This window comes from Streptomyces abikoensis, assembly GCF_014648775.1.
Lineage (GTDB): Bacteria > Actinomycetota > Actinomycetes > Streptomycetales > Streptomycetaceae > Streptomyces > Streptomyces abikoensis.
The window spans coordinates 241,015-266,771 of sequence record NZ_BMRT01000005.1 but is presented as its reverse complement, the minus strand read 5'-3'; the positions used below and the strand labels follow the sequence as shown (position 1 = coordinate 266,771).

At 75.4% G+C, this 25,757-nt stretch carries 24 protein-coding genes; 11 read left to right on the top strand and 13 right to left on the bottom strand.

Annotated elements, in window-relative coordinates; translation table 11 throughout:
• Nucleotides 1-12: 12 nt before the first annotated feature.
• On the bottom strand, nt 13-150 hold the full coding sequence (locus IE096_RS19075) for a hypothetical protein (protein ID WP_189453294.1): 138 nt from the start codon (nt 148-150) through the stop codon (nt 13-15).
• Between the two features lie 345 nt (nt 151-495).
• Between IE096_RS19075 and IE096_RS19070 the strand changes: the two genes are divergently transcribed.
• Nucleotides 496-2,538, top strand: coding sequence for a HelD family protein (locus IE096_RS19070; protein WP_373298163.1), 2,043 nt, complete (start codon nt 496-498; stop codon nt 2,536-2,538).
• A 218-nt stretch (nt 2,539-2,756) separates the two neighbouring features.
• Here IE096_RS19070 and IE096_RS19065 read toward each other — a convergent pair whose 3' ends face one another.
• On the bottom strand, nt 2,757-3,455 hold the full coding sequence (locus tag IE096_RS19065; RefSeq protein WP_189453292.1) for a copper homeostasis protein CutC: 699 nt from the start codon (nt 3,453-3,455) through the stop codon (nt 2,757-2,759).
• Between the two features lie 81 nt (nt 3,456-3,536).
• On the opposite strand from IE096_RS19065, the gene IE096_RS19060 reads away from it, so the two are divergent.
• Nucleotides 3,537-4,187, top strand: a complete 651-nt coding sequence (locus IE096_RS19060) for an HD domain-containing protein (RefSeq protein ID WP_189453289.1) — start codon at nt 3,537-3,539, stop codon at nt 4,185-4,187.
• On the opposite strand, the gene IE096_RS19055 is transcribed toward IE096_RS19060, so the two are convergent.
• Complete coding sequence (locus tag IE096_RS19055) at nt 4,177-4,449, bottom strand: DUF4031 domain-containing protein (protein WP_189453287.1); 273 nt, start codon at nt 4,447-4,449, stop codon at nt 4,177-4,179. The two genes, IE096_RS19060 and IE096_RS19055, sit on opposite strands and share 11 nt — an antisense overlap.
• Nucleotides 4,450-4,464: 15 nt before the next feature.
• Entirely contained in the window at nt 4,465-4,869 is a 405-nt protein-coding gene (locus IE096_RS19050) for a DUF8819 family protein (RefSeq protein ID WP_189453285.1), read from the bottom strand.
• Nucleotides 4,870-4,932: 63 nt separating this feature from the next.
• Here IE096_RS19050 and IE096_RS19045 point away from each other — a divergent pair, with 63 nt between their 5' ends.
• The 3 genes from IE096_RS19045 to IE096_RS19035 are packed head-to-tail and all read left to right on the top strand — an operon-like array spanning nt 4,933 to nt 8,285.
• Nucleotides 4,933-5,862, top strand: a complete 930-nt coding sequence (locus IE096_RS19045) for a MurR/RpiR family transcriptional regulator (RefSeq protein WP_189453282.1) — start codon at nt 4,933-4,935, stop codon at nt 5,860-5,862.
• 27 nt (nt 5,863-5,889) lie between these two features.
• A complete protein-coding gene (gene murQ, locus IE096_RS19040; RefSeq protein WP_189453280.1) occupies nt 5,890-6,834 on the top strand; it encodes an N-acetylmuramic acid 6-phosphate etherase in 945 nt (314 codons plus the stop codon).
• Between the two features lie 32 nt (nt 6,835-6,866).
• Nucleotides 6,867-8,285, top strand: a complete 1,419-nt coding sequence (locus tag IE096_RS19035; RefSeq protein WP_189453278.1) for a PTS transporter subunit EIIC — start codon at nt 6,867-6,869, stop codon at nt 8,283-8,285.
• On the opposite strand, the gene IE096_RS19030 is transcribed toward IE096_RS19035, so the two are convergent.
• On the bottom strand, nt 8,248-10,701 hold the full coding sequence (locus tag IE096_RS19030; protein ID WP_189453276.1) for a helicase C-terminal domain-containing protein: 2,454 nt from the start codon (nt 10,699-10,701) through the stop codon (nt 8,248-8,250). The genes IE096_RS19035 and IE096_RS19030 overlap by 38 nt on opposite strands.
• 143 nt (nt 10,702-10,844) lie before the next feature.
• On the opposite strand from IE096_RS19030, the gene IE096_RS19025 reads away from it, so the two are divergent.
• Nucleotides 10,845-11,816, top strand: coding sequence for a hypothetical protein (locus IE096_RS19025; RefSeq protein WP_189453274.1), 972 nt, complete (start codon nt 10,845-10,847; stop codon nt 11,814-11,816).
• A gap of 133 nt (nt 11,817-11,949) precedes the next feature.
• Here the strand turns inward: IE096_RS19025 and IE096_RS19020 are convergent, their stop codons facing one another.
• From IE096_RS19020 to IE096_RS19010, 3 genes are read right to left on the bottom strand one after another with little or no spacing between them, the layout of a single operon-like run.
• Nucleotides 11,950-12,759: an ABC transporter ATP-binding protein gene (locus IE096_RS19020; RefSeq protein ID WP_189453272.1), complete on the bottom strand. Its 810-nt coding sequence runs from the start codon at nt 12,757-12,759 to the stop codon at nt 11,950-11,952.
• Nucleotides 12,756-13,820, bottom strand: a complete 1,065-nt coding sequence (locus tag IE096_RS19015) for a FecCD family ABC transporter permease (protein ID WP_189453270.1) — start codon at nt 13,818-13,820, stop codon at nt 12,756-12,758. The genes IE096_RS19020 and IE096_RS19015 overlap by 4 nt, the downstream gene beginning before the upstream one ends.
• Nucleotides 13,817-14,848, bottom strand: coding sequence for a FecCD family ABC transporter permease (locus IE096_RS19010; RefSeq protein WP_189453268.1), 1,032 nt, complete (start codon nt 14,846-14,848; stop codon nt 13,817-13,819). Before IE096_RS19010 ends, IE096_RS19015 begins: the two co-directional genes overlap by 4 nt.
• A gap of 137 nt (nt 14,849-14,985) precedes the next feature.
• On the opposite strand from IE096_RS19010, the gene IE096_RS19005 reads away from it, so the two are divergent.
• On the top strand, nt 14,986-15,678 hold the full coding sequence (locus IE096_RS19005; protein ID WP_189453266.1) for an HAD family hydrolase: 693 nt from the start codon (nt 14,986-14,988) through the stop codon (nt 15,676-15,678).
• Here IE096_RS19005 and IE096_RS19000 read toward each other — a convergent pair.
• Nucleotides 15,675-15,923 carry a hypothetical protein gene (locus IE096_RS19000; protein WP_126915515.1) on the bottom strand — a complete coding sequence of 83 codons (249 nt, stop codon included), beginning with the start codon at nt 15,921-15,923 and terminating at the stop codon, nt 15,675-15,677. The two genes, IE096_RS19005 and IE096_RS19000, sit on opposite strands and share 4 nt — an antisense overlap.
• A 230-nt stretch (nt 15,924-16,153) precedes the next feature.
• Here IE096_RS19000 and IE096_RS31995 point away from each other — a divergent pair, with 230 nt between their 5' ends.
• Entirely contained in the window at nt 16,154-16,537 is a 384-nt protein-coding gene (locus IE096_RS31995; RefSeq protein WP_189453265.1) for a cold-shock protein, read from the top strand.
• 13 nt (nt 16,538-16,550) lie between these two features.
• On the opposite strand, the gene IE096_RS18990 is transcribed toward IE096_RS31995, so the two are convergent.
• Genes IE096_RS18990 through IE096_RS18975 form a run of 4 tightly spaced genes read right to left on the bottom strand, consistent with a single transcriptional unit; the run spans nt 16,551 to nt 20,128 of the window.
• Complete coding sequence (locus tag IE096_RS18990; RefSeq protein WP_189453263.1) at nt 16,551-17,411, bottom strand: 1,4-dihydroxy-6-naphtoate synthase; 861 nt, start codon at nt 17,409-17,411, stop codon at nt 16,551-16,553.
• A 1-nt stretch (nt 17,412) separates the two neighbouring features.
• Nucleotides 17,413-18,201: a futalosine hydrolase gene (locus tag IE096_RS18985; RefSeq protein WP_189453261.1), complete on the bottom strand. Its 789-nt coding sequence runs from the start codon at nt 18,199-18,201 to the stop codon at nt 17,413-17,415.
• 11 nt (nt 18,202-18,212) lie between these two features.
• Complete coding sequence (locus tag IE096_RS18980) at nt 18,213-18,728, bottom strand: DUF2771 domain-containing protein (RefSeq protein ID WP_126915520.1); 516 nt, start codon at nt 18,726-18,728, stop codon at nt 18,213-18,215.
• 26 nt (nt 18,729-18,754) lie between these two features.
• Nucleotides 18,755-20,128: an MFS transporter gene (locus IE096_RS18975; RefSeq protein ID WP_189453259.1), complete on the bottom strand. Its 1,374-nt coding sequence runs from the start codon at nt 20,126-20,128 to the stop codon at nt 18,755-18,757.
• A gap of 372 nt (nt 20,129-20,500) precedes the next feature.
• On the opposite strand from IE096_RS18975, the gene IE096_RS18970 reads away from it, so the two are divergent.
• From IE096_RS18970 to IE096_RS18960, 3 genes are all read left to right on the top strand, one after another.
• Complete coding sequence (locus IE096_RS18970; protein WP_189453256.1) at nt 20,501-21,400, top strand: DUF3027 domain-containing protein; 900 nt, start codon at nt 20,501-20,503, stop codon at nt 21,398-21,400.
• 149 nt (nt 21,401-21,549) lie between these two features.
• Complete coding sequence (locus tag IE096_RS18965; RefSeq protein ID WP_189453254.1) at nt 21,550-24,819, top strand: sacsin N-terminal ATP-binding-like domain-containing protein; 3,270 nt, start codon at nt 21,550-21,552, stop codon at nt 24,817-24,819.
• 56 nt (nt 24,820-24,875) lie between these two features.
• Nucleotides 24,876-25,742 (top strand): poly-gamma-glutamate hydrolase family protein, encoded by an 867-nt coding sequence (locus tag IE096_RS18960; RefSeq protein WP_189453253.1) that lies wholly within the window; start codon nt 24,876-24,878, stop codon nt 25,740-25,742.
• Nucleotides 25,743-25,757: the final 15 nt, after the last annotated feature.

Genomic DNA, 25,757 nt, shown 5'->3' with positions numbered 1-25,757 from the left:
CGCGGGGGGCCTTCAGGCCCGGCGCTTGTCGGCGTACTCGCCGAGGACGACGACGCTGACGGCCGCGCCCGCGAATGCCTTGATGGCGCGCAGGGCGTCGGCGAAGGAGAACGAGGGGGCGGTGGCCGGGGTGACGGAAGTGGTGGTCATGCCTTCCATGGTGGCTTCCGGAACGCCTGCGGGCGTCGGCCTGCCGGTGTAAACGCGCGGGTGGGGCCGTACGACCCAAGACCCATGGGGTGCCCTACCGGAGGTGGACGGCGCCCCTGACGCGTCCCCGGGGCGCGCGGGTAAATCATTCGCGCGCCCTGGGGACGAGTGACTACAATCCACCCTTCCCGCCGCCTCCCGCGTCGGTCGCCCCTTCGCGACGACGTCTTCCGGGAGCGCCGCCGTCCGGACGGAAACCGGCGGCTTCCGCTCGTCCGCCGTACGTCTGGAGGCTCCGCCGTGCCCGCGCAATCCATGCCCGCGCAATCCATGCCCGCGCAAGCCGTGAACGCGAACGATCCCCTGGAGCGCGAGCGTGCCCATCTCGCCTCGTCCCGCGCCGCGTTGCGGGCGATGCGGGCCGATGTCGAGGCGCTCGACATCAAGGACGTCACGGCCAACTGGGTCAACGCCGCCGTCCTCCAGCGGCAGATCGACGAGCGCATCGCCGCCCTCGCCGATCTCGCGCACACCCCGCTCTTCTTCGGCCGGCTGGATTACCTCCACGCACCGGGGGCGGAGAAGGCGGAGGGCGCGGAGGGCGAGCGGTTCTACATCGGGCGGCGGCACGTCCACGACGCCGACGGCGACCCGATGGTGATCGACTGGCGGGCGCCGGTCTCCCAGCCGTTCTACCGGGCCTCGAAGAAGGACCCGATGGACGTCGGGACGCGCCGCCGCTTCGGTTACACCGGCGGCGAGTTGACCGCCTACGAGGACGAGGACCTCACGGACGCGGCGGGCGGCGAGCAGGCGAGCCGGCTGCTCCAGACCGAGATCGAACGGCCGCGCGTCGGCCCCATGCGGGACATCGTCGCGACCATCCAGCCCGAGCAGGACGAGATCGTCCGCGCCGGCATCGGCGGCACGGTGTGCGTCCAGGGCGCCCCCGGCACAGGGAAGACGGCCGTCGGGCTGCACCGGGTCGCGTACCTGCTCTACGCCCACCGCGAGCGCCTCGCCCGCACCGGCACGCTCGTCATCGGCCCGAACCGATCCTTCCTCCGCTACATCGAGCAAGTTCTGCCCGCGCTGGGCGAGTTGAACGTCGCGCAGGCGACCGTCGACGACCTCGTCGGGCATGTGGAGGTGCGGGGTACGGACACGGCGGAGGCCGCCCGTGTCAAGGGCGACGCCCGGATGGCCGAGGTGCTGCGGCGCGCGGTGCGCTCGGGGGTGACGATGCCGGTGGAGCCGGTGGTCGTCGTGCGCGGGTCGCGGCGCTGGCGGGTCCCGGCGTACGAGATCGAGGAGATCGTCCGGGAGTTGCTCGACCGCGACATCCGCTACGGCGCCGCGCGCGACGCGCTGCCGCAGCGCATCGCGCACGCCGTGCTCGTCCGCATGGAGGAGGCCGGCGAGGCCCCCGACGACCGGGTGCAGGACGCTGTCGCGCGCAACGCGGCCGTGAAGGCGGCCGTCAAGGCCGTGTGGCCGGCCGTCGACCCGGCGAAGCTGGTGCTGCGGCTGCTGTCCGACGCGGAGTTCCTGGCGGAGCACGCGGCGGGGGTGCTGACGGAGGACGAGCAGCGGACCGTGCTGTGGGCCCGGCCGGCCCGGAGCGTCCGGTCGGCGAAGTGGTCGGCGGCGGACGCGGTGCTCATCGACGAGGCGACGGACCTCGTGGCGCGCACCCCGTCGCTGGGCCATGTGGTCCTGGACGAGGCCCAGGACCTCTCGCCCATGCAGTACCGCGCGGTGGGCCGCCGCTGCACGACCGGTTCGGCGACGATCCTCGGCGACCTCGCGCAGGGCACGACGCCGTGGGCGACGTCGAGCTGGGCGGAGGCCCTGACCCACCTGGGCAAGCCGGAGGCGGCGGTGGAGGAGCTGACGCAGGGCTTCCGCGTGCCGCGCGAGGTCATCGCGTACGCGTCGCGGCTGCTGCCGGCGATCGCGCCGGGGCTGGCGGCGGCGACGTCCATGCGGGAGTCGCCGGGCGACTTCGCGGTACGGGCGGTGGCGCTCGACGGGCTGGACGACGCGGTGCTCGCCGCTTGCCGCGAGGCGCTGGCGCGGGAGGGATCCGTCGGCCTGATCGCGGCGGACGCGCGGGTGGAGGTGCTGGGGGAGGCGCTGGCCGGTGCGGGGTTGCCGTATCTCGCCCCGGGCGAGGAGACGACGGAGGCGGCACGGCTGACGCTCGTGCCGGCGTCGCTGGCCAAGGGCCTGGAGTACGACTACGTCGTGCTGGACGAGCCCGCGGCGGTGGTGGCGGGGGAGCCGGACGAGCGGACGGGGCTGCGACGGTTGTACGTGGCGCTGACGCGGGCGGTTTCGGGGCTGACGGTGGTCCACGCGGAGCCCCTGCCGGGGGCGCTGGGGTGAGCTTGCCGGGTGTGGTTGTTCGGCACCGCCGGGCCGGTACGTCTCGGCTGAGCGCCGTTGCGGCGGGTAGAGGGCCCCAGTCCCGCCCCTTCCCGTTTCCCGGGGCTCCGCCCCGGACCCCCGCCGCCGGAGGGGGGCTGGGGGCTTGCCCCCAGGAAACGGTGAAAGGGCGGGACCGGGGCATCCTCCCCCGCCGGAGCGCCCTGCGGCGTGCGGCGCTAGTCGTCCAGCGCCACGCGCCATGCGCGGACCGCGTCCGCCGAGACCGGGGAGTCCCAGCCGGAGGGGCGTGCCGCGCCGCCGATGTGGAAGGCGGTGAGGCCCGCCGACCGCAGCACCGGCACGTGCTTGAGCTTCAGCCCGCCGCCGACCATGATCTGCGGCTCGTAGCCGGGCTCGTCGGAGCGCGCCGCCTCGGCGAGTAGCGTGGCGAGGCCGTCGTCGACGCCGGAGGCGGCGCCGGCGGTGAGGTAGGTGTCGAGACCGGGCTGGTCGGCGAGCTGCTTGCGCAGCGCGTCGCGGTCCGCCGCGCGGTCGATCGCGCGGTGGAAGGTCCAGCGGGCCCGGGGCCCGACCGCGTCGGCGAGGGCCGCCACCGCCGGGAGGTCGGCCCGGCCGTCGTCGGTCAGGAAGCCGAGGACGAACTCCTCCGCCCCCTCCGCCCGCAGCGCCCGCGCCGTGTCGCACAGGGCCTCCAGCGCCGCCGCGCCGCCCGCCGCGAAGCCGTCCGTGGCGCGCAGCATCACCCGTACGGGGATGTCGACGGCGTCCCGTACGGCGGCGAAGGTCTCCCGGGTGGGGGTGAGGCCGTCGGCGGCCATGTCGCTGACCAGTTCGAGCCGGTCCGCACCTCCGGCCTGTGCGGCCGCCGCGTCCTCGGGGCCGAGCGCGATTACCTCAAGAATTGGTCTAGACATGTACTCAAGCCTGCCACACGCGCGGGCCGTGCATGCGGCCGTCCCCTCAATCACCCCTCCTACGGGGCACATAATCGAGTCATGGCAGCCACGAGTCCCCACGAGGCCCTGCACGCCCGCTGGCGGGAGACCGTCGAACGGGTCCGCACCGCCGACGGGCCGGACCCCGGCCCGTACGCCGACGACCTCCTGGCGCGCTGGGGGGAGCCGCAGCGCCGCTACCACACGGTCGACCACCTGGCCGCCGTCCTCGGCCACCTCGACACGCTCGCCCCCCACGCCGAGGACATCGAGACCGTCCGGCTCGCCGCCTGGTTCCACGACGCCGTCTACCGCCCCGACCGCTCCGAGAACGAGGAGCGCTCCGCCCACCTCGCCGAGCGCGCCCTGCCCGAGCTCGGCCTGGACCACACCCGTACCACCGAGGTCGCCCGCCTCGTCCGGCTCACCACCAGCCACGACCCCGCCCCCGGCGACCGCGACGGCGAGACCCTCTGCGACGCCGACCTCGCCGTCCTCGGCGGTACGCCGCACGAGTACGCCCACTACGCGGCGGCCGTCCGCGAGGAGTACGGCTTCGTGCCCGACGACGTCTTCCGCGAGGGCCGCGCCGCCGTCCTCCGCCAGCTGCTGGCGCTGCCCAGGCTGTTCCGCACCCCGCTCGGCCACGACCGCTGGGAGCTGCTGGCGCGGCGCAACCTCACCGCCGAGCTGGAGCTGCTCACCGGCTGACGCCGCTCCGCTTCCGCCTCCGCAGCCCCGCCCCCCTCAGCAGCCGCACCACCTCACGGCTGCTCACCTCCACCGCGCCCAGCCGCACGGCGTCCCCGTACGTCGTCGACAGCACGTCGTAGTGATCGCCGTCGAACGCCTGGCAGGGCAGGCCCAGGCCGGCGGCGAAGGTGTGGAGTTCGTCGAAGGAGACGTCGCTGACCAGGTGGGACCACATGCGGCCGTGGCCCGGCCAGTTCGGCGGGTCGATGTAGAGGGTCACCGGAACGCCATCAGGTCAGTGCCCGTGCCCGTGTTCGTGCCCGTGGCCGTGCTCGTTCCCGTGACCGAGGGCCGTCCCCAGGGAGCCCACGGGCGCGATCAGCACGGCCTGCTTGGCACAGGCCCAGTGCGGGTCGGGGCCGAGCTCCGGCTCGACCTCCAGGGCGTGGGGGTCGCCCGTGTCCGTGCAGACCGGGCACAGGGGCCAGCGGCCGTGCCGTTCCAGCAGGGCGTCCTGGACGTCCTGGGCCACCAGGCCGGGCAGGAACGCCGTGCCCTCGGGCCACTGCTCGACCCACCACCGCCGGTGCGCGACCGCGTCCTCGACCAGCGAGACGACGTCGGCGTCGGCCGCGTCGCCCGCCACCAGATCGGCGAGGACGAGCGCGCGTGCCGTGTGCAGTGCCTGTTCGAGCTCCATGCGATCCATTGTCGGGCGCCCGGAGGGTTGACGGCACACCGGGCCGAAAATACCTTTCACGATGTGAGCATCAAGGTGAAGGAAACTGCCATCACTTCCCGTCCGGCGCTCCCTACCCCGCCCGCCGCCCTGGCCGCCAAGGTGCGCACCCTCGCCCCGTCCATGACCCGCTCCATGCAGCGCGTCGCCGAGACCGTGGCGGGCGACCCGGCCGGGTCCGCGGCGCTCACCGTCACCGGGCTCGCGGAGCGCACGGGCACCAGCGAGGCCACCGTCGTGCGCACCGCCCGCGTCCTCGGCTACCCCGGCTACCGCGATCTGCGGCTCGCGCTCGCCGCGCTCGCGGCCGAGCAGGCGGCGGGCCGGGCGCCCGCCGTCACCGCCGACATCGCCGTCGACGACCCGCTGGCCCGCGTCGTCGCCAAGCTCGCCCAGGAGGAGGCCCAGTGCCTGGCGGACACCGCCGCCGGGCTCGACGCGGCCGCGCTGGAGGCGGCCGTCGCCGCCCTCACCGCCGCCCGGCGCGTCGACGTCTACGGGATCGGCGCCTCCAACCTCGTCGGCCAGGACCTCGTCCAGAAGCTGCTGCGCATCGGCCTGATCGCGCACGCGCCCGCCGACCCCCACCTGGCCGTCACCAACGCCGTCCAGCTGCGCTCCGGGGACGTGGCCATCGCCATCACCCACTCCGGGCGCACCACCGACGTCATCGAACCGCTGCGCGTCGCCTTCGAGCGCGGGGCGACCACGGTCGCGATCACCGGGCGGCCCGACGGGGAGATCGCCCAGTACGCCGATCACATCCTCACCACGTCCTCCGCCCGGGAGAGCGAGCTGCGCCCGGCGGCCATGTCGAGCCGCACGAGCCAGCTGCTCGTGGTGGACTGCCTGTTCATCGGGGTCGCGCAGCGGACGTACGAGCGCGCGGCGCCCGCCCTGTCCGCCTCCTACGAGGCGCTGGCCCACCGGCACGCCCCGCGCGACCGGCGCTGAGACCGACAGACCGACAAGGAACCGCCCATGGACTCCTCCGCCGACCCGGTCGCGCTCGGGGCGCAGCTGGCCGCCCTCACCACGGAGGCGTTCCGCCCCGACCTCGCCGACATCGACCGGCTGCCCACCCGGGACATCGCCGGGATCATGAACGCGGAGGACGCCGGTGTCGCCGCCGCCGTCGCGGCCCGGCTCCCCGAGATCGCCGCGGCCATCGACGCGACCGCCGAGCGCATGGCGCGCGGCGGCCGGCTGATCTACGCGGGCGCGGGCACGGCCGGGCGGCTGGGCGTGCTGGACGCGAGCGAGTGCCCGCCGACGTTCAACACCGGCCCCGGGCAGGTCGTCGGCCTGATGGCGGGCGGTCCCGAGGCCCTGGTGGCGGCCGTCGAAGGGGCCGAGGACGACGCAGCGCGGGCCGCCGCCGACCTGGACGCGCTGGAGCTCGGGCCGGACGACACGGTCGTCGGCGTGTCCGCCTCGGGCCGTACCCCCTACGCCGTGGGGGCCGTCCGGCACGCCCGCGCGGCCGGGGCGCTCACGGTGGGGCTGGCCTGCAACGCCGGTTCGGCGCTGGGCGCGGCCGCCGAGCACGCGATCGAGGTCGTCGTGGGGCCCGAACTCCTCACCGGCTCCACCCGGCTGAAGGCGGGCACGGCGCAGAAGCTCGTCCTCAACATGATCTCGACGATCACGATGATGCGGCTCGGCAAGACCTACGGGAACCTCATGGTCGACGTCCGCGCCTCCAACGACAAGCTGCGCGCCCGTTCCCGGCGGATCGTCTCGCTGGCGACGGGCGCGGCGGACGAGGAGATCGAGGCGGCGCTGACCGACGCCGGCGGCGAGGTGAAGAACGCCATCCTCATCCTCCTCGGCGAGGTCGACGGGCCCACGGCCGCCCGGCTGCTGGCGGAGTCGCACGGCCATCTGCGGGCCGCCCTGCGCGCGGCGGGCGCGGCGCACGGCTGATCACCCGTCACGGGCCGTACCGTCATGCCCTGATGAACCATCAGGACACCGCCGCCGCCCTCCTCCCCCTCCTCGGCGGCGCCGGCAACGTCCGTACCGTCGGCCACTGCATGACCCGGCTGCGCGTGACGGTCGCGGACCGCGCACTCGTCCGGGGCGCGGAACTGCGGGCGCTGCCGGGCGTGCTGGGCGTGGTGGAGGACGGGGAGTCGTGGCAGCTCGTGCTGGGGCCGGGGACGGTCGCCCGGGTGGCGCCGGAACTGGAACGGCTGGTCACGGGCCGTGGATCCACCGCCGACGTCCTCGCCGAGCGCGGCGCCACGCTGCGGGAACGGCGGCGGGCCCGTAACGCCACGCCCGGCAAGCTCTTCCTCCGCCGCCTCGCCCAGATCTTCGTCCCGCTGATCCCCGCCCTCGTCGGCTGCGGCGTCATCGCGGGAGCCGCCGGGCTGCTGGCCAATCTGCGCTGGCTGCCCGCGCTCGTCCCGGCGCTGTCCGCGATCGCCTCCGGCTTCATGTCGCTGATCGCGGTGTTCGTCGGGTACCGGACGGCGAAGGAGTTCGGCGGCACGCCCGTGCTGGGCGGGGCTGTCGCGGCCGTCATCGTCCATCCGGGCGTCGCGCACGTCACCGTGTTCGGCCGGCAACTGGCGCCCGGACAGGGCGGGGTGCTGGGGGCGCTGGGCGCGGCGCTGCTGGGGACGGTCGTGGAGAAGACGTGCCGGCGGGTGGTGCCGGAGGCCCTGGACGTGCTGGTGACGCCCTTCCTGACGGTGCTGCTGCCGGGGCTGGTGACGCTGTACGGGCTGATGTTCGTGGCGGGCGAGGTGTCGGCGGCGATCGGCCGCTGCGCGGAGTGGCTGCTGGCCAACGGGGGCGCGGTGGCGGGCTTCGCGCTGGGCGGGCTGTTCCTGCCGCTGGTGATGCTGGGCCTCCACCAGGCGCTGATCCCCATCCACACCACGCTCATCGCCGAGCGGGGCTCCACCGTCCTGCTGCCGCTGCTCGCGATGGCGGGCGCGGGGCAGGTGGGGGCGGCGCTGGCGGTCTACGTCCGGCTCGCGCGTGACGTGTCGGTGCGCAGGGTGATCCGTTCCGCCCTTCCGGCAGCGCTTCTCGGCATCGGGGAGCCGCTGATCTACGGGGTTTCGCTGCCACTGGGCCGGCCGTTCGCCACGGCGTGCGTGGGGGGCGCGTTCGGGGGCGCGTTCGTGGGGCTCTGCCACCAGCTGGGGTACTCGGTGGGGGCGACGGCCATCGGGCCGTCGGGGTGGGCGCTCTTCCCGCTGCTGGCGGGGAACCACGGGGCGCTGCGGGCGGTGGTGGTCTACGGGGCGGGTCTGGCGGTGGGGTACGGGGTGGGGTTCGTGGCGACGTATCTGTTCGGTGTGAGAGGCCCCGGTCCCGCGGACGTCACACCACGTCGTCCGCCAGTTCCGCCACTCCCGTGATGCGGTGCAGCGGATACGTCCGGACCTCGTCCGCCGTGTGGTCGTACGCCGTGACGAAGCCGCCCTCCACGCGGATCGGGGCGATGACGCGCTGGCTGGCCGCGCCCTCCGCGTTGACGTAGCCGATCCAGACGGCGGCGCCGGTGAGGACGGCGGCCTGGACGGTGGCGAGGGTGTCGGCGGACGTGGTGCGGGGCAGCCCGCCGTCGGCGGGGGCCGGGGCGGCGACGGGCTTGCGCTCGGCCGTGGCGGCCAGGTCGCCCGCCCGGACGGCGCGGACGGCGGCGCCCAGCAGCGTCGCGTCGGGCACGGGCGGGCCGTCGGGGACGGGCGCCGGGGCGGTGCGCGGCGGCGTGCGGTGGACGTCGGCGCGGCTGACCACCACGTCGCCCTCGGCGGACTCGGCCGCCGGCGCGTACCCCATCGCCCGCAGCCCCTCCAGCAGCGCGTCGGGCGCGACCTGCGCCGCCAGGACGGTACCGGCGAGCCGGCGCAGCCGCAGCGGCGCCGAACGGCGGTCGGCGAGGATCTCGCCGAGGACCGCCTCGTCGTCGCAGCGCAGGTACGACGACGCCGCGCCGACCCGCAGCCGGCCGTGGCGCCGGGCCACGTCGTCCACCAGATAGGCGAGCGGCTGGGGCACGGGCGTGCGCGAGTGGGCGGTGAGGAAGGCGTGGAGGTCGGCCGCCGTGCGGCCCGCGTCCAGGGCACGGCGCACCGAGTCGGGCGTGAAGCGGTAGACGGTCGCGCCGCCCTTGGACTCGATGTCCGCGAGCACCGCCAGGGCCTGCGCGAGCGGGCGCCGCAGCGGGCCGGGGGCGACGGCGGTCAGGTCCGCCTGGAGCAGGACGTGGTCCAGCGGTTCGGGCAGCAGCGGGGCGAGCAGGCCGGCGGCCCGGTCGGGGGCGTCGAGCAGGGCCCGGCCGAAGGCGGAGAGCGCGCCCCGGTTCGTCACGCCCAGCAGCTCCGCCTCGGCCAGCGCCCAGCGGGCCAGCCGCGAGCGGGTGTCCTCGGGCGCGTCCGGGGCCGCCGGGCGCGGCGGCCGCTCCCAGCGGAGCCGGGCCAGCAGCGTCTCCTCGGCCACGGACGCCCCGGCGGGCAGCCCGGCGAGGAGGGTCAGCACCCGGTGGCGGACCTCGGGGGCGGGGGAGCGGTCGAGGTCCGGGCCGAGGGCGGCGAGGGTGCGGCCCTTGGCGTCCTTCTCGCCCGTGAGGCCGGGCGTGCGGGTCATGGCCAGCCACGCCGTGGCCAGGCGCCGCCAGCGCTGCTCGGCGGGCAGAGGCAGCCAGTCGTCGTAGGCGGGGGTGGGGGCGTAGCGCTCGTCGACGTCGCCGTCGGAGGCGAGCAGGCCCGCCGCGTACGCCAGCTCGGCCCAGAACGCGGCGGCCGTCTCGGTGGTGTCCAGGCGGGTCGCGGCGCGCTTGAGGTCCCGGACGCTCAGGCCGCCCGCGCGCAGCACGAGCGGGCCGGCGGTCTCCCAGTCGGCGAGGAGCTCCTCGACGGTCGTGAGGGCGGTGAACGCCGCTCCGGCGGCGGTCGCGTCGACGACCTGGGGGGAGTGCTCGGTGACGGGCGCGAGGTCGGGCGCGACCGGCTCGGTCGTGCGGTGCGCGCGCCCGGCGCGCAGGTGGAGGGCCGCCTCGCGGGGCAGGACGACGTTGCCGGGCGTGACGGTCAGCAGCAGGCCCCGGTCGAGGAGCCAGCGCAGGTGGGGGGCGGGCGTGGCGGTGACCGTGCCGTAGGGCGGGCCCCACTGGAGCTTGCCGAGCACGGCCAGGGACTCGGCGGGCGCGTCGGCGAGCAGCGCGGCCATGCGCTCGCGGTCCTCGAAGAGGGAGGTCAGCGCTGCCACGGCGGTCACCGGATCGTGGGTGGCGGGCAGCCCGGCCGCCGCGATGATCTCCTGGAGCCGGCCCGGTGACATCCCGGCCGTCACCTCGGCGACGGCCGGGCCCAGCCCGGTGGGGGACGGGTGCCCGGCGGAGGGCGCGAGGAGCTCCCGGGCGGTGCGGACGAGCCGCAGCCGGTCCTCGCCGCCCCACACCAGGGCCGTCTCGCGCAGCGTGGCGACGGCGCGCGGGAGCTCGACGGCGACCCTCGGGTCATCCGGTCGGTCGCCGTTCATGAGTGCGGCGAGCGTCCCGTACGGGCAGGGGTCGGGGGCCACGGCCAGCGCCTCGGCGACCTGGAGCGCGAACCGGTCCAGCCGGTCCAGCGCCCGGACGACGGAGGCCCGGGTGGCGGCGCGGGTGGCGAGCTGGGTGAGGTCGCCGGGCACGGGACTGAGCAGGTCGGGCCGGGCGCGCAGGAGATCGGCGAGGGCGTCGTCGGGCCGCCCCCGCAGCTCCTCGGCGAGTGTGCGCGGCCCCGCCGCCGTACCGCCGCCGGTGCTGCCGTTCTCCCGCGAAGTGGTCATTCTGTTTACGGTACCGGGTCGCCGTGCCGCGGCCCCGGGTTCACCGGCTCGGCCCCGGGGCTTCGTCCGTGACCGGGTGACGGCGGGTGCGGAACCGGTACCTTCGGTGGGGTTCGACGGCTCGTGCGGCCTTGGGGGCTTCGGTGGGGATCGAGAGCGATCAGCTGGTTTACGACTATCTGAGCAAGGTCGGGGACCTCGCCCAGAGACAGTCGCTCACCTCCGGCGACCGGATGCGGCTGGTGTCGCGGCTGCGTGCCGAGATCGAGCGCCGGCGCGCGGCCGAGGGCGCCGACACCCCCGCCGCCGTGCGGCGCATCCTCGACGGGCTGGGTACGCCGTCGGAGGCGGTGGCTGCCTCGGGCACGGCGGCCTCGGCCCCGGCGGGCGGCGTGGCCGACGCGGGGCGGGTGCCTGCGCAGCGGCGGCCGGGGGCGGAGGAGGCGGTGCCGTCCGTGCCCGTCGCGGCCCGTCCGCCCCGGCTCGGCGGGCCCGCGGCGCCGCCGCACCTGGCGACGGAGGAGGAGCTCGGGCGGGCGGACTGGTGGCGGGTGGAGCCGGGGCCCTTCGCGCCGGCGGACCCCGGGGGCGCGGGGGACGCCGTGCACGGGTTCACCGGGGGGATCGAGATCCCGGACATGCTGAAGCCGCCGCCGTCGCCGTCGCTCGAGAAGCAGCCGGAGGCCGACGCCGTCACCGCCGAATCCGAGACGGAGGCGGGCGAGGACGAGTCGTCCGGCGACGACCGCCGCTTCAGCTTCTGGCGCTCCAAGGACGGCGTCCCCATGAGCCCGCTCCTCCTGCTCGTGGCCGTGCTGCTCGTCGCCGGGGCGGTCCTCGGCAACTGGCTGGTCCTGGCGGCGGGCTGGGCCCTGGCCTACGCGACGCGCCGCCTCACGCAGACGGAGTCGAAGTGGGCCGTGATGGGCGTGCCGGGCCTGGCGGTGGCCGGCGCGGTGGTCTGGCTCTGGGGCCGCACGGAGGGTCGCTGGGGCGACCCGATACCGCAGGGTGCGATGGCGTCGGCCCTGGCGGAGACGTGGCCGGTGGTGGTGAAGGTGGCGGCGGTGGCATCGGCGGCCTTCGTACTGTGGCGGGCGCGACGGCCGGGCTGACGCGCCCCGGGGGCGCCGCCGGGGAGGGTTGTCCTCAAACGCCGGACGGGCTGAATTCAGCCCGTCCGGCGTTTGAGGACCGGGGGCTGGGGCGGAGCCCCAGGAAACGGGAAGGGGCGGGACCGGGGCATCGTCACCCCTCCCACGGCCTCCCGGGTACGACCATCGGGCCACCCGTCACGGGGTCTTCCACCACGACCGCCTCCAGGCCGAAGACCTCCCGCACCAGCTCCGCCGTCACGACCTCCGACGGCCGCCCTTGCGCGGTGATGCGGCCGTCCTTCATCGCGACAAGATGATCCGCGTACCGCGCCGCCTGGTTCAGGTCGTGCAGCACGGCGACGACCGTCCGCCCCCGCTCGTGGTTGAGGCGCCGGACGAGGTCCAGGACCTCCACCTGGTGGGAGATGTCCAGGTACGTCGTCGGCTCGTCGAGCAGCAGCAGGTCCGTCTCCTGCGCCAGTGCCATCGCGATCCACACCCGCTGGCGCTGCCCGCCGGAGAGTTCGTCCACCTGACGGTCCGCCAGCGCCGCGACGTCCGTGCGGGCCATGGCGTCGGCGACGGCCCGCTCGTCGTCCTCCGACCACTGCTGCCACCACCGCTGGTGCGGCTGTCGGCCGCGGGCGACGAGGTCGGCGACGGTGATGGCCTCGGGCGCCACGGGGGTCTGCGGCAGCAGCCCCAGCGACCGGGCGACCCGCCGGGTCGGGATGCGGGCGAGCTCCTCGCCGTCGAGCAGCACCGAGCCCCGCGCGGGCTTCAGCAGCCGCCCCAGCGCGCGCAGCAGCGTCGACTTGCCGCACGCGTTCGGGCCGACGATCACCGTGACCCGGCCGTCCGGGACGTCCAGGTCCAGGCCCTCGACGACCGTGCGCTCCTCGTAGGCGAGCGTCAGCTCCCGGGCACCGAGCCGGCTCGTGGCACTGGTGGTGACGGTCACGCTTTCCCTCCCGTACGCCCGCGGGCGATCAGCCAGATCAGGTACGGCGCCCCCACGGCCGCCGTGAGGACGCCCACCGGCAGCTGGGTGGGCTCCAGGAGCTTGCGCCCCAGCAGGTCCGCCGTCACCACGATGAACGCGCCCAGCAGCGCCGACCCCAGCAGCGGGATCTGCGCCGTGCGGGTCATGCGGCGGGCGATCTGCGGGGCGAGCAGCGCCACGAAGTCCACCGGGCCCGCCGCGCCCGTGGCGACGGAGGCGAGGACGACGCCGAGGCCCGCCAGCCCCAGCCGGGTCCGGTTCAGCCGGACGCCCAGCGCGGTCGCGGTGGCGTCGTCCAGCGACACCGTGCGCTGCGCCCGGGCCGCCCAGCAGATCGCGGGAAGGGCGGCCAGCAGGGTCCAGGCGAGCGGTGCCGCCTCGTCCCAGCCGCGGGCGCCCAGGGAGCCCGTCAGCCACACCTTGGCCTGCTGGGCGACGAGGTAGTCGCCCTTGGTCAGGAACAGGTGGGTGACCGAGCGCAGGGCGACGGCGAAGCCGATGCCGATGAGCACGAAGCGCGCGGCCTGCAGCCCGCCCCGCCACGCGAAGGCGTAGACGAGGCCCGCCGCGAGCAGCCCGCCCGCCACCGACAGATAGGGCAGGACGGAGTACGAGGTCGTCCCGAAGGTCATCGCCCCGACCGTCAGCGCCCCCGCGCCCTGGCTGACCCCGATGACGTCGGGGCTGGCCAGCGGGTTGCGGGCGACGGTCTGGATGAGCGCCCCGGCCACGCCGAAGGCCGCGCCGGCCAGCAGGCCCACGGTCATCCGGGGGAGCCGGGCGGTGCCCACGGCGAACTCGGCGGAGGACGGCTGCCCGAGGAGCACCTTCAGGACCTCCCCCGGGGAGGTGTCCGGCATGCCCAGGCACAGGTACGCCAGGCACGCCCCGGCCAGCAGCACGGTCAGTGCCAGGGCGACGACCGTGGCCCGCCGGTGGACGAGGAACGAGCCGCGGCCGACCCGTACCAGGGCGTACCCGTGGGGACGGACGGGGGATATCGCCGGGGTCGCGCTCACGCCGCCACCGCCTTGCGGCGGACCAGCGTCACGAGGAAGGGCAGGCCGAGCAGCGCGGTCATCACACCGGACGGCACCTCGCCCTCCGTGTAGATCACCCGGCCGAGGACGTCGGCGGTCAGCAGGATCACGGGACCGAGCAGCGCGGCCATCGGCAGCACCCAGCGGTGTCCGGTGCCCACGAGCGCGCGGGCGATGTGCGGGACGGCCAGGCCCAGGAAGGCGATCGGCCCGGCGGCCGCGACGCCCGCGCCGGTGAGCACGGTGGCGCCGAGCCCGGCGGTGACGCGGACGAGCCCCACGTTGCGGCCCAGGCCCTTCGCCATGTCCTCGCCCAGCGCGAGCGCGTCCAGGCCCCGGGCGGACGCCAGCACGGCCGCCGCGCCCACGAGCAGGAACGGCCAGAGCTGCGCGGCGACGGCCGCGTCGCGCCCGGCGATCGAGCCGACCTGCCAGAAGCGGAACTCGTCCAGCGCGGACGCCTCGGTGGTCAGGACGCCGGAGATGACGGAGACCAGCAGCGCGTTGATCGCGGCCCCGGCCAGCGCCAGCTTCACCGGCGAGGCCCCGCCGCGCCCGCGCGTGGCGACGGCGTAGACGCCCACGGCGGCCACGGCGGCGCCCGTGAAGCCGAACCAGACGTAGTCGCTCAGCCGGTGGAGCCCCGCGACCGTCATGGCGACGACGACGCCCAGCGAGGCGCCCTGGCTGATGCCGAGGACGCCCGGGTCGGCGATGGGATTGCGGGTGACGCCCTGGAGCGCGGTGCCGGCCAGGGCGAGGGCCGCGCCGACCATCACCCCGATCAGGGTGCGCGGCACGCGGAAGCTGCGCACGGTCACGGAGTCGGGGTCCGTGCCGCCGTGCAGCAGCGCGTCCAGGACGTGGGAGGGGGCCACCGGGCGGCTGCCGACGGCGAGGCTGAGCAGGGCCGCGACGGCCAGGGCGGCGACCGCTGCCGCCATCCAGCCGACGCGGCGGCGGACCGACGACGGTCCGGGGCTGCTGATCGGGACGGCGGCTGACATCGCTTCCAAAACGCCGGCCCCAAAAGGGCCGACAGGTCGACAAACCGGCATTGCGGCCATGACGGCCCCAATGCCGCGAACGGCTGCGGTTAGGCAAGGCTAAGTGTACGGGTGGGCCACCCGGCACAATATGGGGCATGACCCCGTATCCGAGCACGGCCCCGCGCACGGACCACCGGTACGCCTTCACGGTCGGCTTCGACCTCGACCTGACCCTGGTCGACTCGCGACCCGGCATCAGGGCCGCCTACGCGGCGCTCGCCGCCGCCACGGGCACCCACATCGACCTCGACCTCGTCATCAGCAGACTGGGCCCGCCGCTCGTCGAGGAACTGCGCAACTGGTTCCCGGAGGAGGAGGTCGCCGAGGCCAACGCCCTCTACCTGGCCGGCTACCCCCAGCACGGCATAGCCCCCTCGCCCGCGATGCCGGGCGCCCGCGAATCCCTGGCCGCCATCCGGGAGCTGGGCGGCCGGGCCATCGTCGTCACCGCCAAGAACCCCCGGAACGCCCGGCTCCACCTGGACCACCTGGGCATCGACGCCGAGGAACTCATCGGCGACCTGTGGGCCGAGGACAAGGCCCTCGCCCTGCGCGCCCACGGCGCGTCCGTCTACGTCGGCGACCACATCGGGGACGTGCTCGGCGCGCGGAAGGCCGGCGCGCTCGCCGTGGCGGTGCCCACCGGGCCGTACGGCGTGGCCGAACTGAGCGCGGCCGGGGCGGACGTCGTCCTGCCCGGCGGCCTGACCGACTTCCCGGACTGGCTGCGCGGACACCGAGCCGGCTCGACGGACCGGCACCAGGCGGAGCGGCGCCGGGCGGACTAGCTCGCGGGATCCATCGCCCCGCGCGCCTCGCGGCGCTGCTCGGCGATGGAGCGCAGCACCCCGGCCCCGGAGATCACAAATCCCACGCCCATCAGCATGCAGACGAAGTACGCTGCGGGCGGCAGGGGATCGGCACCGAGGAACAGCGGGGCGACCGTGGCCAAAGTGGCCACCGCGCCGACGAGAAAGACGACGGCGCCGGTCCGTACCAGCAGATCCCCGGCTCGGGGCGTTTCGCTACTCACCTGACCAGGGTAGATCCCAGGGCGGCGGTATGGCGGCCGGATGACGGCGAACAGATCGGACGCGCACAGGTACGACCCGAGGACGTCTTGTCACCGGGCCCGGGACCATTAGCCTTGGGGGTGGCGGGTCTTGCGGCCCGCTGTAGTGCTATCCAGAGCTGTTTTTCTCTTGATTGCAGCGAATATTTCGTTTTTTCGGTATCCGACGAGACACGAGGACGAGGACAGACGTGCCTACCGGCAAGGTCAAGTGGTTCAACAGCGAGAAGGGCTTCGGCTTTCTCTCCCGCGACGACGGCGGAGACGTCTTCGTGCACTCCTCGGTGCTCCCGGACGGGGTCGACGCCCTCAAGCCCGGCCAGCGCGTGGAGTTCGGCGTGGTGGCCGGCCAGCGCGGTGACCAGGCGCTGTCGGTGACCCTGCTCGAAGCCCCCCCGTCGGTCGCCGCAGCGCAGCGCCGCAAGCCCGATGAGCTGGCCTCCATCGTCCAGGACCTCACCACGCTCCTGGAGAACGTCACCCAGCAGCTCGAGCGCGGCCGCTACCCGGAGAAGGCCAGCGGCGCGAAGATCGCGGGCATGCTCCGCGCCGTGGCCGACCAGCTGGACGTCTGAGGACGTCGCGGGGCTACACGAACGCGAGCGCGTCCGGGCCGAGGGGCGGTACGAGCCCCTCGGCCGCGGCGCGGGTCAGCAGCCCGCGTACGGCGGCGTAGCCCTCCTCGCCCAGGCCCGCGGTGAACTCGTTGACGTACAGCCCGATGTGCTGGTCCGCCACCGCCTGGTCCATCTCCTGGGCGTGCGCCAGGACGTACGGGCGGGAGGCCGCCGGGTCGTCCCAGGCCATCCGCACCGAGGTGCGGGCCGTCTCGGCCAGCTCCCGCAGCCGCTCCGCGCCCAGCGAGCGCTTGGCGATGATGGCGCCCAGCGGAATGGGCAGGCCCGTGGTGCCCTCCCAGTGCTCGCCCATGTCGGCGAGCTTGCGCAGCCCGTAGTTCCCGTAGGTGAAGCGGGCCTCGTGGATGACCAGTCCGGCGTCCACCTTGCCGTCCCGCACGGCCGGCATGATCTCGTGGAAGGGCAGCACCGCGACCTCGCCGACCCCGCCGGGGACCTCGGCGGCCGCCCACAGCCGGAACAGCAGATAGGCCGTCGAGCGCTCGCTCGGCACGGCGACGGTCTTCCCGGCCAGCTCCGCCGCGTCCGCCGGGCCGTCCGCCTCGCGGGTCAGCACCAGCGGGCCGCAGCCGCGCCCCAGGGCCCCGCCGCAGGGCAGCAGCGCGTACTCGTCGAGCACCCACGGCAGCACCGCGTAGGACACCTTCAGCACGTCGAATTCACCGCGCTCGGCCATGCCGTTGGTGATGTCGATGTCGGCGAAGGTGACGTCGAGGGCGGGCGCGCCGGGGATCCGGCCGTGGGCCCAGGCGTCGAAGACGAAGGTGTCGTTGGGACACGGCGAATAAGCGATCTTGAGCGGCGCGCTCATGTCAGCCCCCCTGAGCAGGCAGCGATTCGGCCAATGTGGCAGGCGACGAACCGGAAGAAGAATCCGATACCGGAAGGACCGGAGATGCCGCGAGAACCGGAAAAAGCCCGGCGAAGCCCTCGGTGAGCGCCCGCAGCGCCTCCCCGATGCGCCAGGCACCCTTGTCGCGCGGCCCGACCTCGTTGGACACCGCCCGCAGCTCCAGCACGGGCACCCCGTGGGCCGCCGCGGCCTCGGCGACGCCGAAGCCCTCCATGCCCTCGGCCACCGCGCCCGGGTGACGGGCGGCCAGCTCCCCGGCCCGCTCGGCGGTGCCGGTGGCGGTGGACACGGTCAGCACCGCGCCGCGCACCGCGCCGGTCGCCCCGGCCACGGCCCGGACGAGCTCCTCCGGGGCCCGGTGGGCGTGCGAGCCGAAGCCCAGCTCGGTGACCGACAGGAAACCGCCGTCGCCGGACTGGGCGCCCAGGTCGGCGGCGACCACCGCGTCGGACACCACCAGGGCGCCGACGGGCGCGGCGGGCGCGAAGCCGCCCGCGATGCCCGCCGAGACCACCAGGTCGTAGGGGGCGCCCGCGAGCGCGGCGGCGGTCAGCGCCGTCGCCGCCCCGGCCGCCGCGGCGGCCGGGCCGACACCGGCGGCCAGCACGTCGCACACCACCGCGCCGCCGTCCGGCACCACCCGGTGCGGCACGGCGCCACCGGGCAGCGGGAACTCCCGCCGCTCCGGCGCGGCGGCGGTCACGGCGTCACGTTCCGCCGGGACGGCGGTGACGACGAGAACTCGCATCGGTCGCGGGGTCAGGACTCGCGCTCGACGGTGAAGTTCCAGACGCCCAGGGCCTTGCCCGTGCTCACCTCGACGATGCTGACCTGCGTCTTGGCGGCCGCACCGCCCTGGCCGCCGGCGAAGAAGGCGCTGGCCGGGATCGTCCGGTACGTCTTCTTGTTCGGCTCCTGCTCGGCGGGCTGGCCGTTGATGAAGATGGTCCAGCCCTCGTCGGCGATCTTCGGGTCGACGCCGAAGCGGAGCTTGTCCTCCATGGACGCCTTGACGGTCTCGCCCCCGCTCTCCTTGAGGCAGGACGCGACCTTCTCATTGCCGAGGGAGTTGCCGTCGTCGTAGCAGGCGGCCTCGGAGGTCACCGTGGTCGAACCGACGGTCACGGTCGCCAGCGGCGTGGGCTTGTCGCAGGCGGTGAGGGCGACGAGCCCGAGGGCCACGGCCCCGACGGCGGCAGCGGCGCGGCGGCGCTTGCCGCGGCCGAGCTCCCCGGAGGCGCGACCCGACACCGCGAGGTCATCAGTAACGGTCATGCGGGCAGGCTATCGGGCCCCTCCCATCAGGCCACGCGCGGGTGCGGCGAGCCGCGCCGGGCGGCCGCCAGCAGCCCCCGTACGGCAGTGGCCGCCCCCAGGGCCAGGAACGCCGCCGCCACGGACATCCCCACCACCCCGTTGAGCGGCAGCAGGATCCCGATGGCCCCGCCCACCACCCAGCACATCTGCAACAGGGTCTCCGAACGGGCGAACGCGGAGGTGCGCACCTCCTCCGGCACGTCCCGCTGAATGAGGGAATCCAGCGACTGTTTCCCCAGCGCCTGCGAGATCCCCGCCACCGCCGCCACCACGACCACCATGAACGCGCCGAACAGCACCGCCGCCACGATTGTCGTCCCCAGCGTCACCGACAGCACCAGCGCGATCGTCTTCTCCGGCCCGCGCGAGCGCAGCAGCGCCGCCATGGCCGTCCCCAGCGCGTTCCCCGCGCCGGCCGCCACGGCCACGAAACCCAGCGAGAACGCCGGACTCAACCCGCCCAGCGGATGCACTCGCAAAAGAAAGGCCAGGAAAAAGGTCAGGAACCCCGACAGCATCCGCAGCGCGCCGTTGGCCTGCAGCCCGTGCAGCACCGAGGCCCCCACGGTCCGCAGCCCGGGAGCCCCGGCCCGCCCCCACCACCTGCCGCGCCGCCGGGACTCGGGAGCGGCCAGCCGCGCCCGGGCCTCCCCCTTGGCCGAGTCCACCTTGTGCGGCAACGACAGGGACAGGTACGTCCCGAACGCGAACACCACGCACGCCCCGTACAGCGGCCACTGCGGCCCCAGCTGGTGCAGCGCCCCGCCCAGCGGGGCCGCCAGGCCCGTGGCCAGCAGGCCGCCCAGCGTCACCCGGGAATTCGCCTTCACCAGCGCGATCCTCGGTGGCAGCAGCCTCGGCACCACGGCCGAGCGCACCACCCCGTACGCCTTCGACGCCACCAGCACGCCCAGCGCCGCCGGGTACAGCTCCAGCCCGCCGCTCGCCACCGCGCCCGACATCATCAGCGCCAGCAGGGCACGGGCCAGCATCGCGGAGGCCATCGCCGCCCGCCGGCCGTGCGGCACCCGGTCCAGCAGCGGGCCGATCACCGGCGCGAGGAAGACGAACGGCGCCATCGTCACCGCCAGGTAGAGCGCCACCCGCCCCCGCGCCTGATCCGTGGGCACGGAGAAGAACACGGTCGACGCCAGGGCGATCGTGATCAACACGTCACCGGCGGAATTCACCGCGTGGAGCTCGATCAGCTTGCCCAGGCCCGACTCGCCCGCGCCGTGCGCGTGCGTCGCCCGGCGCACGCCCCGCGCCGCGCACCGGAAGGGAGCGCGCAGCACCCGGCCGGCGCTCCGGGCCGTACGGCGCAGCGGACCGCCCTCGGCTGACCGGATGGCTCCCACCACGCCATACTGCCCCAACTGACACCATGCATGGCACTTTCGCGGGATCGACGGGGCGTGCGGCCCACGACGACCCGCGACGACCCACCACGACGCGCCGGGCCCGCCCGCCACGACGCGCGGGGCTCGCCGCAGCCCGGGTATCCCCCGGGTGGCCGCGCGGGGTAGCGTGCGTAGCGCGCCACCGGCCGCAGCTCCTGGCCGCACCCCGAGTCCAGATCCCGCAGAATGGGTGATGACAGGTGCGCCCCAGGCCGTCGGGCGCGGACGTCGACGCGGCCCAGCGGTCCGCTCCGTTCGCACGCCCGATCGTTCGGCTGGCGCACTCGTGAGACGGCGTGGAAGAGAGAATCGATTCTTGTGAGTGCTGCGATGCGAAGCCGTACCCCGGACCGCCTGTGCGCCGAGGCGGTCGAACTCGCCCGGGCGGCCGCCGAGGAAGCGGCCCGGCCGGGCAAGGTCGGCGACCACGTCGAGGTCGTCGCCGACGGGGACCGCGTCGTCACGCACTACTTCCTCTGCGAGGACCCCGGCTACCGGGGCTGGCGCTGGGCCGTCACCGTCGCCCGCGCCTCCCGCGCCAAGGTCGTCACCCTCGACGAGACCGTTCTCCTGCCCGGCCCCGACGCCCTCCTCGCCCCCGAATGGGTGCCCTGGAGCGAGCGGCTGCGCCCCGGCGACATGGGCCCGGGCGACCTCCTCCCCACCGACGCCGAGGACCTGCGCCTCGAGCCCGGCTTCATCGGCGCGGAGGAGCCCCCGCCGAGCTCCGCGGTCTCCGAGGAGATGGCCGAGCTCGTCGAGGCCGAGGACGCGGACGTCACGGCCGGCCCCCCGCGCGAGCTGCCCACCGCGCCCCGGCGCGGCTCCATCGCGGCCCTCGCCGAGGAACTCGGCATGCGCCGCGCCCGGGTCCTCTCCCGCTACGGCCTCCACACCGCGGCCGACCGCTGGGACGAGTCCCACGGCTCCAAGACGCCCATGGCCCAGGCGGCCCCCGCGTCCTGCGTCAGCTGCGGCTTCCTCGTCCCCATCGGCGGCTCGCTGGGCCAGGCGTTCGGTGTGTGCGCCAACGAGTTCGGGCCGGCCGACGGTCACGTCGTCTCCCTCTCCTACGGGTGCGGCGGTCACTCCGAGGCGGCCGTCATGCCGCGGCCGCCGCGGCCGGCTCCGCCGGTGATCGACGAGACGCGCGTCGACGTCCTCCCGCTCCGGGAGGCCGACGAGACGGCCGCCGAGCCGGACACCGAAGAGGACCTCGGGCACTCCTGAGCCACTTCGGCTGCCCGCCGTGGGGGTGCCCGCGCCCGACGGCGCGGGTTTCGCCCACCCGCCCACCCGCCCGCCCGATCGCCCGTTCACCCGGAAACGGTTCCCCCGCCAGGGGCTGCCCGCCCCGCCCCAAAGGGAGAGACGCAGACGTGAGCTTGGACCCCTTCGGCACCGCCCGCCTGCGCCGCGGCGTACTGGACTCCTGGGTCACCTCCCCCGCCCGCTTCCGCGAGGACGCCAACGCCGAGGAGGACCTCGCCCTCGGCGGCTACCGCGACCGCCTCGTCGTCGAGCTCGCCCAGAACGCCGCCGACGCCGCCGCCCGCGCCGGCGTCCCCGGCCGCCTCCACCTCACCCTCCACGCCGCGAACGCCGGCACCCCCGCCACCCTCGCCGCCGCCAACACCGGCGCCCCCCTCGACGCCACCGGCGTCGAGTCCCTCTCCACCCTCCGCGCCTCCGCCAAGCGCGACGAGGGCACCCGCGCCGCCGGCCGCTTCGGCGTCGGCTTCGCCGCCGTCCTCGCCGTCACCGACGAGCCCGCCCTCGTCGGCCGCACCGGCGGCGTCCGCTGGTCCCTGGCCGAGGCCCGCGCCCTGGCCGCCGAGGCCGCCGGCGGCAGCCCCGGCCTCGGCGGCGAGCTCCGCCGCCGCGAGGGCCACGTACCGCTCCTGCGCCTGCCGTTCCCCGCCGAGGGCGCGGTGCTCAACGGCTACGACACCGTCGTCGTCCTCCCGCTCCGCGACGGCGCCGCCGAGGACCTGACCCGCCGTCTCCTCGCCGCCGTGGACGACGCGCTGCTGCTCACCCTCCCGGGCCTCACCGAGGTCGTCATCGAGACCCCGGACGCACCGCGCCGGGTCCTGACGCGCCACCAGAAGGACGACCAGGTCGTCATCGAGGACACGACGGCCGACAGCACGCGGACGACCCGCTGGCGCGTCAAGACGGCCACCGGCCCCCTCACCCCCGACCTCCTCGCGAACCGCCCCGTGGAGGAGCGCCTGCGCCCTCACTGGTCGGTCACCTGGGCCGTCCCCGTCGCCCCCGACGGCGCCCCGGAGCGCCCGCGCACCGCCCCCGTCGTGCACGCCCCCACCCCCACGGACGAGCCCCTGGGCCTGCCCGCCCTGCTCATCGCGAGCTTCCCGCTGGAGCCGACGCGCCGCCACACGGCCCCCGGCGTCCTCTCGGACTTCCTCACCGACCGCGCGGCCGAGACGTACACGGCCCTGCTGCGTGAATGGCGTCCCGTCGGCACGGGCACCCTCGACCTCGTCCCGGCCCCGCTGGCGACGGGCGCCCTGGACGCGGAGCTGCGCCGCCGCATCCTGGCAGCCCTCCCGGACGTCCCGTTCCTGCCGAGCGCGGCGACGACGCAACCGGCCGAGCCCACCCAGCCCCCCGGAACGGGCATCGAAGGCATCCCGTGGACGGAATCCCCGGACGCGTCCACACAGCACCCGGCGGCCGCCGCGCCGGCCGTTGACGCACCCACGCCGGCCTGGGAGGACGACCCCTTCCACCGGAGCGACGCCGCAGGCGAACCGCTGCGCCCCCGCGACGCGGAACTCGTCGAGGGCGCGGGCACCGCGACCGTGGCCGTGCTCGGCGAGCTGTTCCCGAGCCTGCTCCCCGCCGGTCTGGAGCGCCGCCCGGAGCTGCGCGCGCTCGGCGTGCCGCGCGTGCCGCTCGGCGAGGTCATCGACCGGCTCGCCGGGGCGGAGCGCCCGGCGGACTGGTGGTGGCGGCTCTACGACAGCCTCGCGGGCGTGGACCCGGACCGGCTGACCGGCCTGCCCGTACCGCTCGCGGACGGCCGTACGGCCATCGGCCCGCGCCAGGTCCTGCTGCCGCTGCCGCCCGCCGACGCGGCCGGCCCGGACGCGGAGCACCTGGCCCGCCTCGGGCTGAAGGTCGCCCACCCGGACGCGGCCCACCCGCTGCTGGAGAAGCTGGGCGCCACCCCCTCCTCGCCGCGCGCGATCCTGACGACGCCGCAGGTGAGGGCCGCCGTGGCGGCGTCCCTGGACGCCGAGGAGGTCTGGGACGACGAGGAGACGCTCGACAGCGAGACCCTCGCCGAACTCGTCCTCACCCTGGCCCGCGACGCGGACCTCGCCCCCGGTGACGAGCCGTGGCTGGCGGCCCTCGCCCTGCCCGACGAGGACGGCGAGCTCGCGCCCGCCGGTGAACTCGTCCTCCCCGGCAGCCCGTTCGAACAGGTGATCCGCCCGGGAGAGCTGGCCGCGTGCGACGCGGAGCTGGCCGAGCGCTGGGGCGAGCAGCCCCTGACGGCGGTCGGCGTGCTGGCCGACTTCGCGCTCGTGCGCGCCGCCGACGTCGTCCTCGACCCCGACGAACTCGAGCCGCGCGACGGCGACTTCGCCGAGCCCGACGACGCGGGGCTGCTCGACGCCGTGGACGTGTGGTGCGAGGACGTCCTCGACCGGCTCCCCGACACGCCGGTGCCGCCGGTGGCCACGGAGATCGTGGCGGTCCGGGACCTGGACCTGGTGGACGACGACGCCTGGCCGCAGGCCCTCGCCCTCCTCGCCGAGCCCCCGCTCCGCGACGCGCTGACGACCCCGCTGCGCGTCCTGCTGCCGGACGGCACGACGGAGTCCGTGCGCCCGTACACGGCGTGGTGGCTGCGCGGCCACCCCGTCCTGGACGGCCGCCGCCCGGCCGGCCTGCGGGTGGCGGGCGGCGACCCGCTGCTGGAGGGCCTCTACGAGGCGGCGGACGCGGGCGGCCTGGCCGACGAGCAGGTGCTGCGGGCGCTGGGCGTCCGCACGTCGGCGGCGGCGCTGCTGGACGAGCCGGGCGGCGCGGCGGAACTGCTGTCCCGCCTGGCGGACCCGTCCCGCGAGGTCCGGTCCGACCGGCTCCACGGTCTCTACGGTCTGCTGGCCGGCCTGGACCCGGACGAGGTCACGCTCCCGGACGAACTGCGGGCCGTGGTCGACGGCGAGGTGCGCGTCGTGGACGCGGCGGACGCGGTCGTGGCGGACGCCCCGGACCTGCTGCCGCTGGCGACGGGCGTGGCCCTGCTGCCGGTCGCCCCGGAGCGGGCGGCGGCGCTGGCGGAGCTTTTGCAGGTGCGACGGTTGAGCGAGGTCCTCCCGGCGGCCGTGGAGGCGACCGAGGGCGAGGTGCGCGAGGTCCCGGAGGGCGTGAGGGTCCTGCTGCCGGGCGCGCCGGCGACGTACGTCGAGCACGAGGAGCTCGTGATCGACGGCGTGGAACTGGACTGGCGCCTGGGCCCGGACGGCGTCCTGCACGCGGCGACGCTGGAGGGCGTGGCGGCGGGCCTGGCGTGGGCGGCCGGCGCGTGGGCGCGCCGCTTCGAGGCGGCGGCGCTGCTGGAGGACCCGTCGCGGACGGAAGAACTGGAACGCGCACGCTGGTTCGACTGAAGCCCAGCTGCTCGAAAGGGCTGACGAACCATCGGCTGATAACCAACAATGCCGCCATGCGCTCGACGACCAGAAGATCTCTGCTGACAGGCATGGCGGCGGCGGCCGTGGCCGTGCCGCTCGCCACGACCGTCACCACCCCGGCGTGGGCCGCCGCCGACACCGAGTTTTTCGCCTCGAACACGGAGCTGTACGCCAGCCCCCTCTTCAAGGAGGGCACCGACTGGGCCCGCCGCTACCGCCGGACGGGCCTGGACACGGTTCCGGGGCACTCGCGGGCCACGCCCCCGCTGACGTCCGTGGTCGCGCCGCACGGCGGCAACCTGGAGGACGGCACGAGCGAGCTGTGCCTGGCGGTCGCGGGGTACGCGCCGGAGGACCCCATGACGAGGTACGGCTCCGGCGGCGGCCCCGCCTACGACTACTGGATGTTCGACGTTCTCGCGACCGACAGCCGTGCGGTCCAGCAGATGCACGTCACGTCGACGCACTGCGACGACCCGGCCGCGCTGGCGATCGTCGGCGGCAGCCGCCACGCCGTCTCCGTCCACGGCTGCAAGAACCCCGGTGGCTCCGGGACGCAGAAGCTCGTACAGATCGGCGGCCGCGACAAGGACGCGAAGAAGTACCTCTATGACGCCCTCCGCGCCCGGCTCGGCACGAGCGTGGCCCTCACGCTCCCCACCGGTGGTCTGGACGGCGACGAGCCGCTGAACATCTGCAACCGCACCTACAGCGGCGCGGGCGCGCAACTGGAGATCTCCACCGAGCTGCGCAGGGCCATGTTCGGCGACTTCTCCTCCCCGGCCACGCGGGCCGCGACCTACGGCAGGTCCGCCGACGGCAAGGCGGCCCCTTACTGGAACGGCTTCGTCACAGCCGTGCGCGAGGCGATCGCCCAGATCGAGCAGAGCGGCGGCTGACCCGTACCCTGTTGC

What these genes read in the sequence shown, in the direction of transcription:
- IE096_RS19035 (WP_189453278.1), top strand. Translation starts at nt 6,867, where the DNA reads ATGAACCATCAGGACACCGCCGCCGCCCTCCTCCCCCTCCTCGGCGGC.
- IE096_RS19050 (WP_189453285.1), bottom strand. Translation starts at nt 4,869, where the DNA reads ATGGAGCTCGAACAGGCACTGCACACGGCACGCGCGCTCGTCCTCGCC.
- IE096_RS19010 (WP_189453268.1), bottom strand. Translation starts at nt 14,848, where the DNA reads ATGTCAGCCGCCGTCCCGATCAGCAGCCCCGGACCGTCGTCGGTCCGC.
- IE096_RS19030 (WP_189453276.1), bottom strand. Translation starts at nt 10,701, where the DNA reads ATGACCACTTCGCGGGAGAACGGCAGCACCGGCGGCGGTACGGCGGCG.
- IE096_RS18990 (WP_189453263.1), bottom strand. Translation starts at nt 17,411, where the DNA reads ATGAGCGCGCCGCTCAAGATCGCTTATTCGCCGTGTCCCAACGACACC.
- IE096_RS19005 (WP_189453266.1), top strand. Translation starts at nt 14,986, where the DNA reads ATGACCCCGTATCCGAGCACGGCCCCGCGCACGGACCACCGGTACGCC.
- murQ (WP_189453280.1), top strand. Translation starts at nt 5,890, where the DNA reads ATGGACTCCTCCGCCGACCCGGTCGCGCTCGGGGCGCAGCTGGCCGCC.
- IE096_RS19065 (WP_189453292.1), bottom strand. Translation starts at nt 3,455, where the DNA reads ATGTCTAGACCAATTCTTGAGGTAATCGCGCTCGGCCCCGAGGACGCG.
- IE096_RS19075 (WP_189453294.1), bottom strand. Translation starts at nt 150, where the DNA reads ATGACCACCACTTCCGTCACCCCGGCCACCGCCCCCTCGTTCTCCTTC.
- IE096_RS18985 (WP_189453261.1), bottom strand. Translation starts at nt 18,201, where the DNA reads ATGCGAGTTCTCGTCGTCACCGCCGTCCCGGCGGAACGTGACGCCGTG.
- IE096_RS18960 (WP_189453253.1), top strand. Translation starts at nt 24,876, where the DNA reads ATGCGCTCGACGACCAGAAGATCTCTGCTGACAGGCATGGCGGCGGCG.
- IE096_RS18980 (WP_126915520.1), bottom strand. Translation starts at nt 18,728, where the DNA reads ATGACCGTTACTGATGACCTCGCGGTGTCGGGTCGCGCCTCCGGGGAG.
- IE096_RS18970 (WP_189453256.1), top strand. Translation starts at nt 20,501, where the DNA reads ATGCGAAGCCGTACCCCGGACCGCCTGTGCGCCGAGGCGGTCGAACTC.
- IE096_RS19060 (WP_189453289.1), top strand. Translation starts at nt 3,537, where the DNA reads ATGGCAGCCACGAGTCCCCACGAGGCCCTGCACGCCCGCTGGCGGGAG.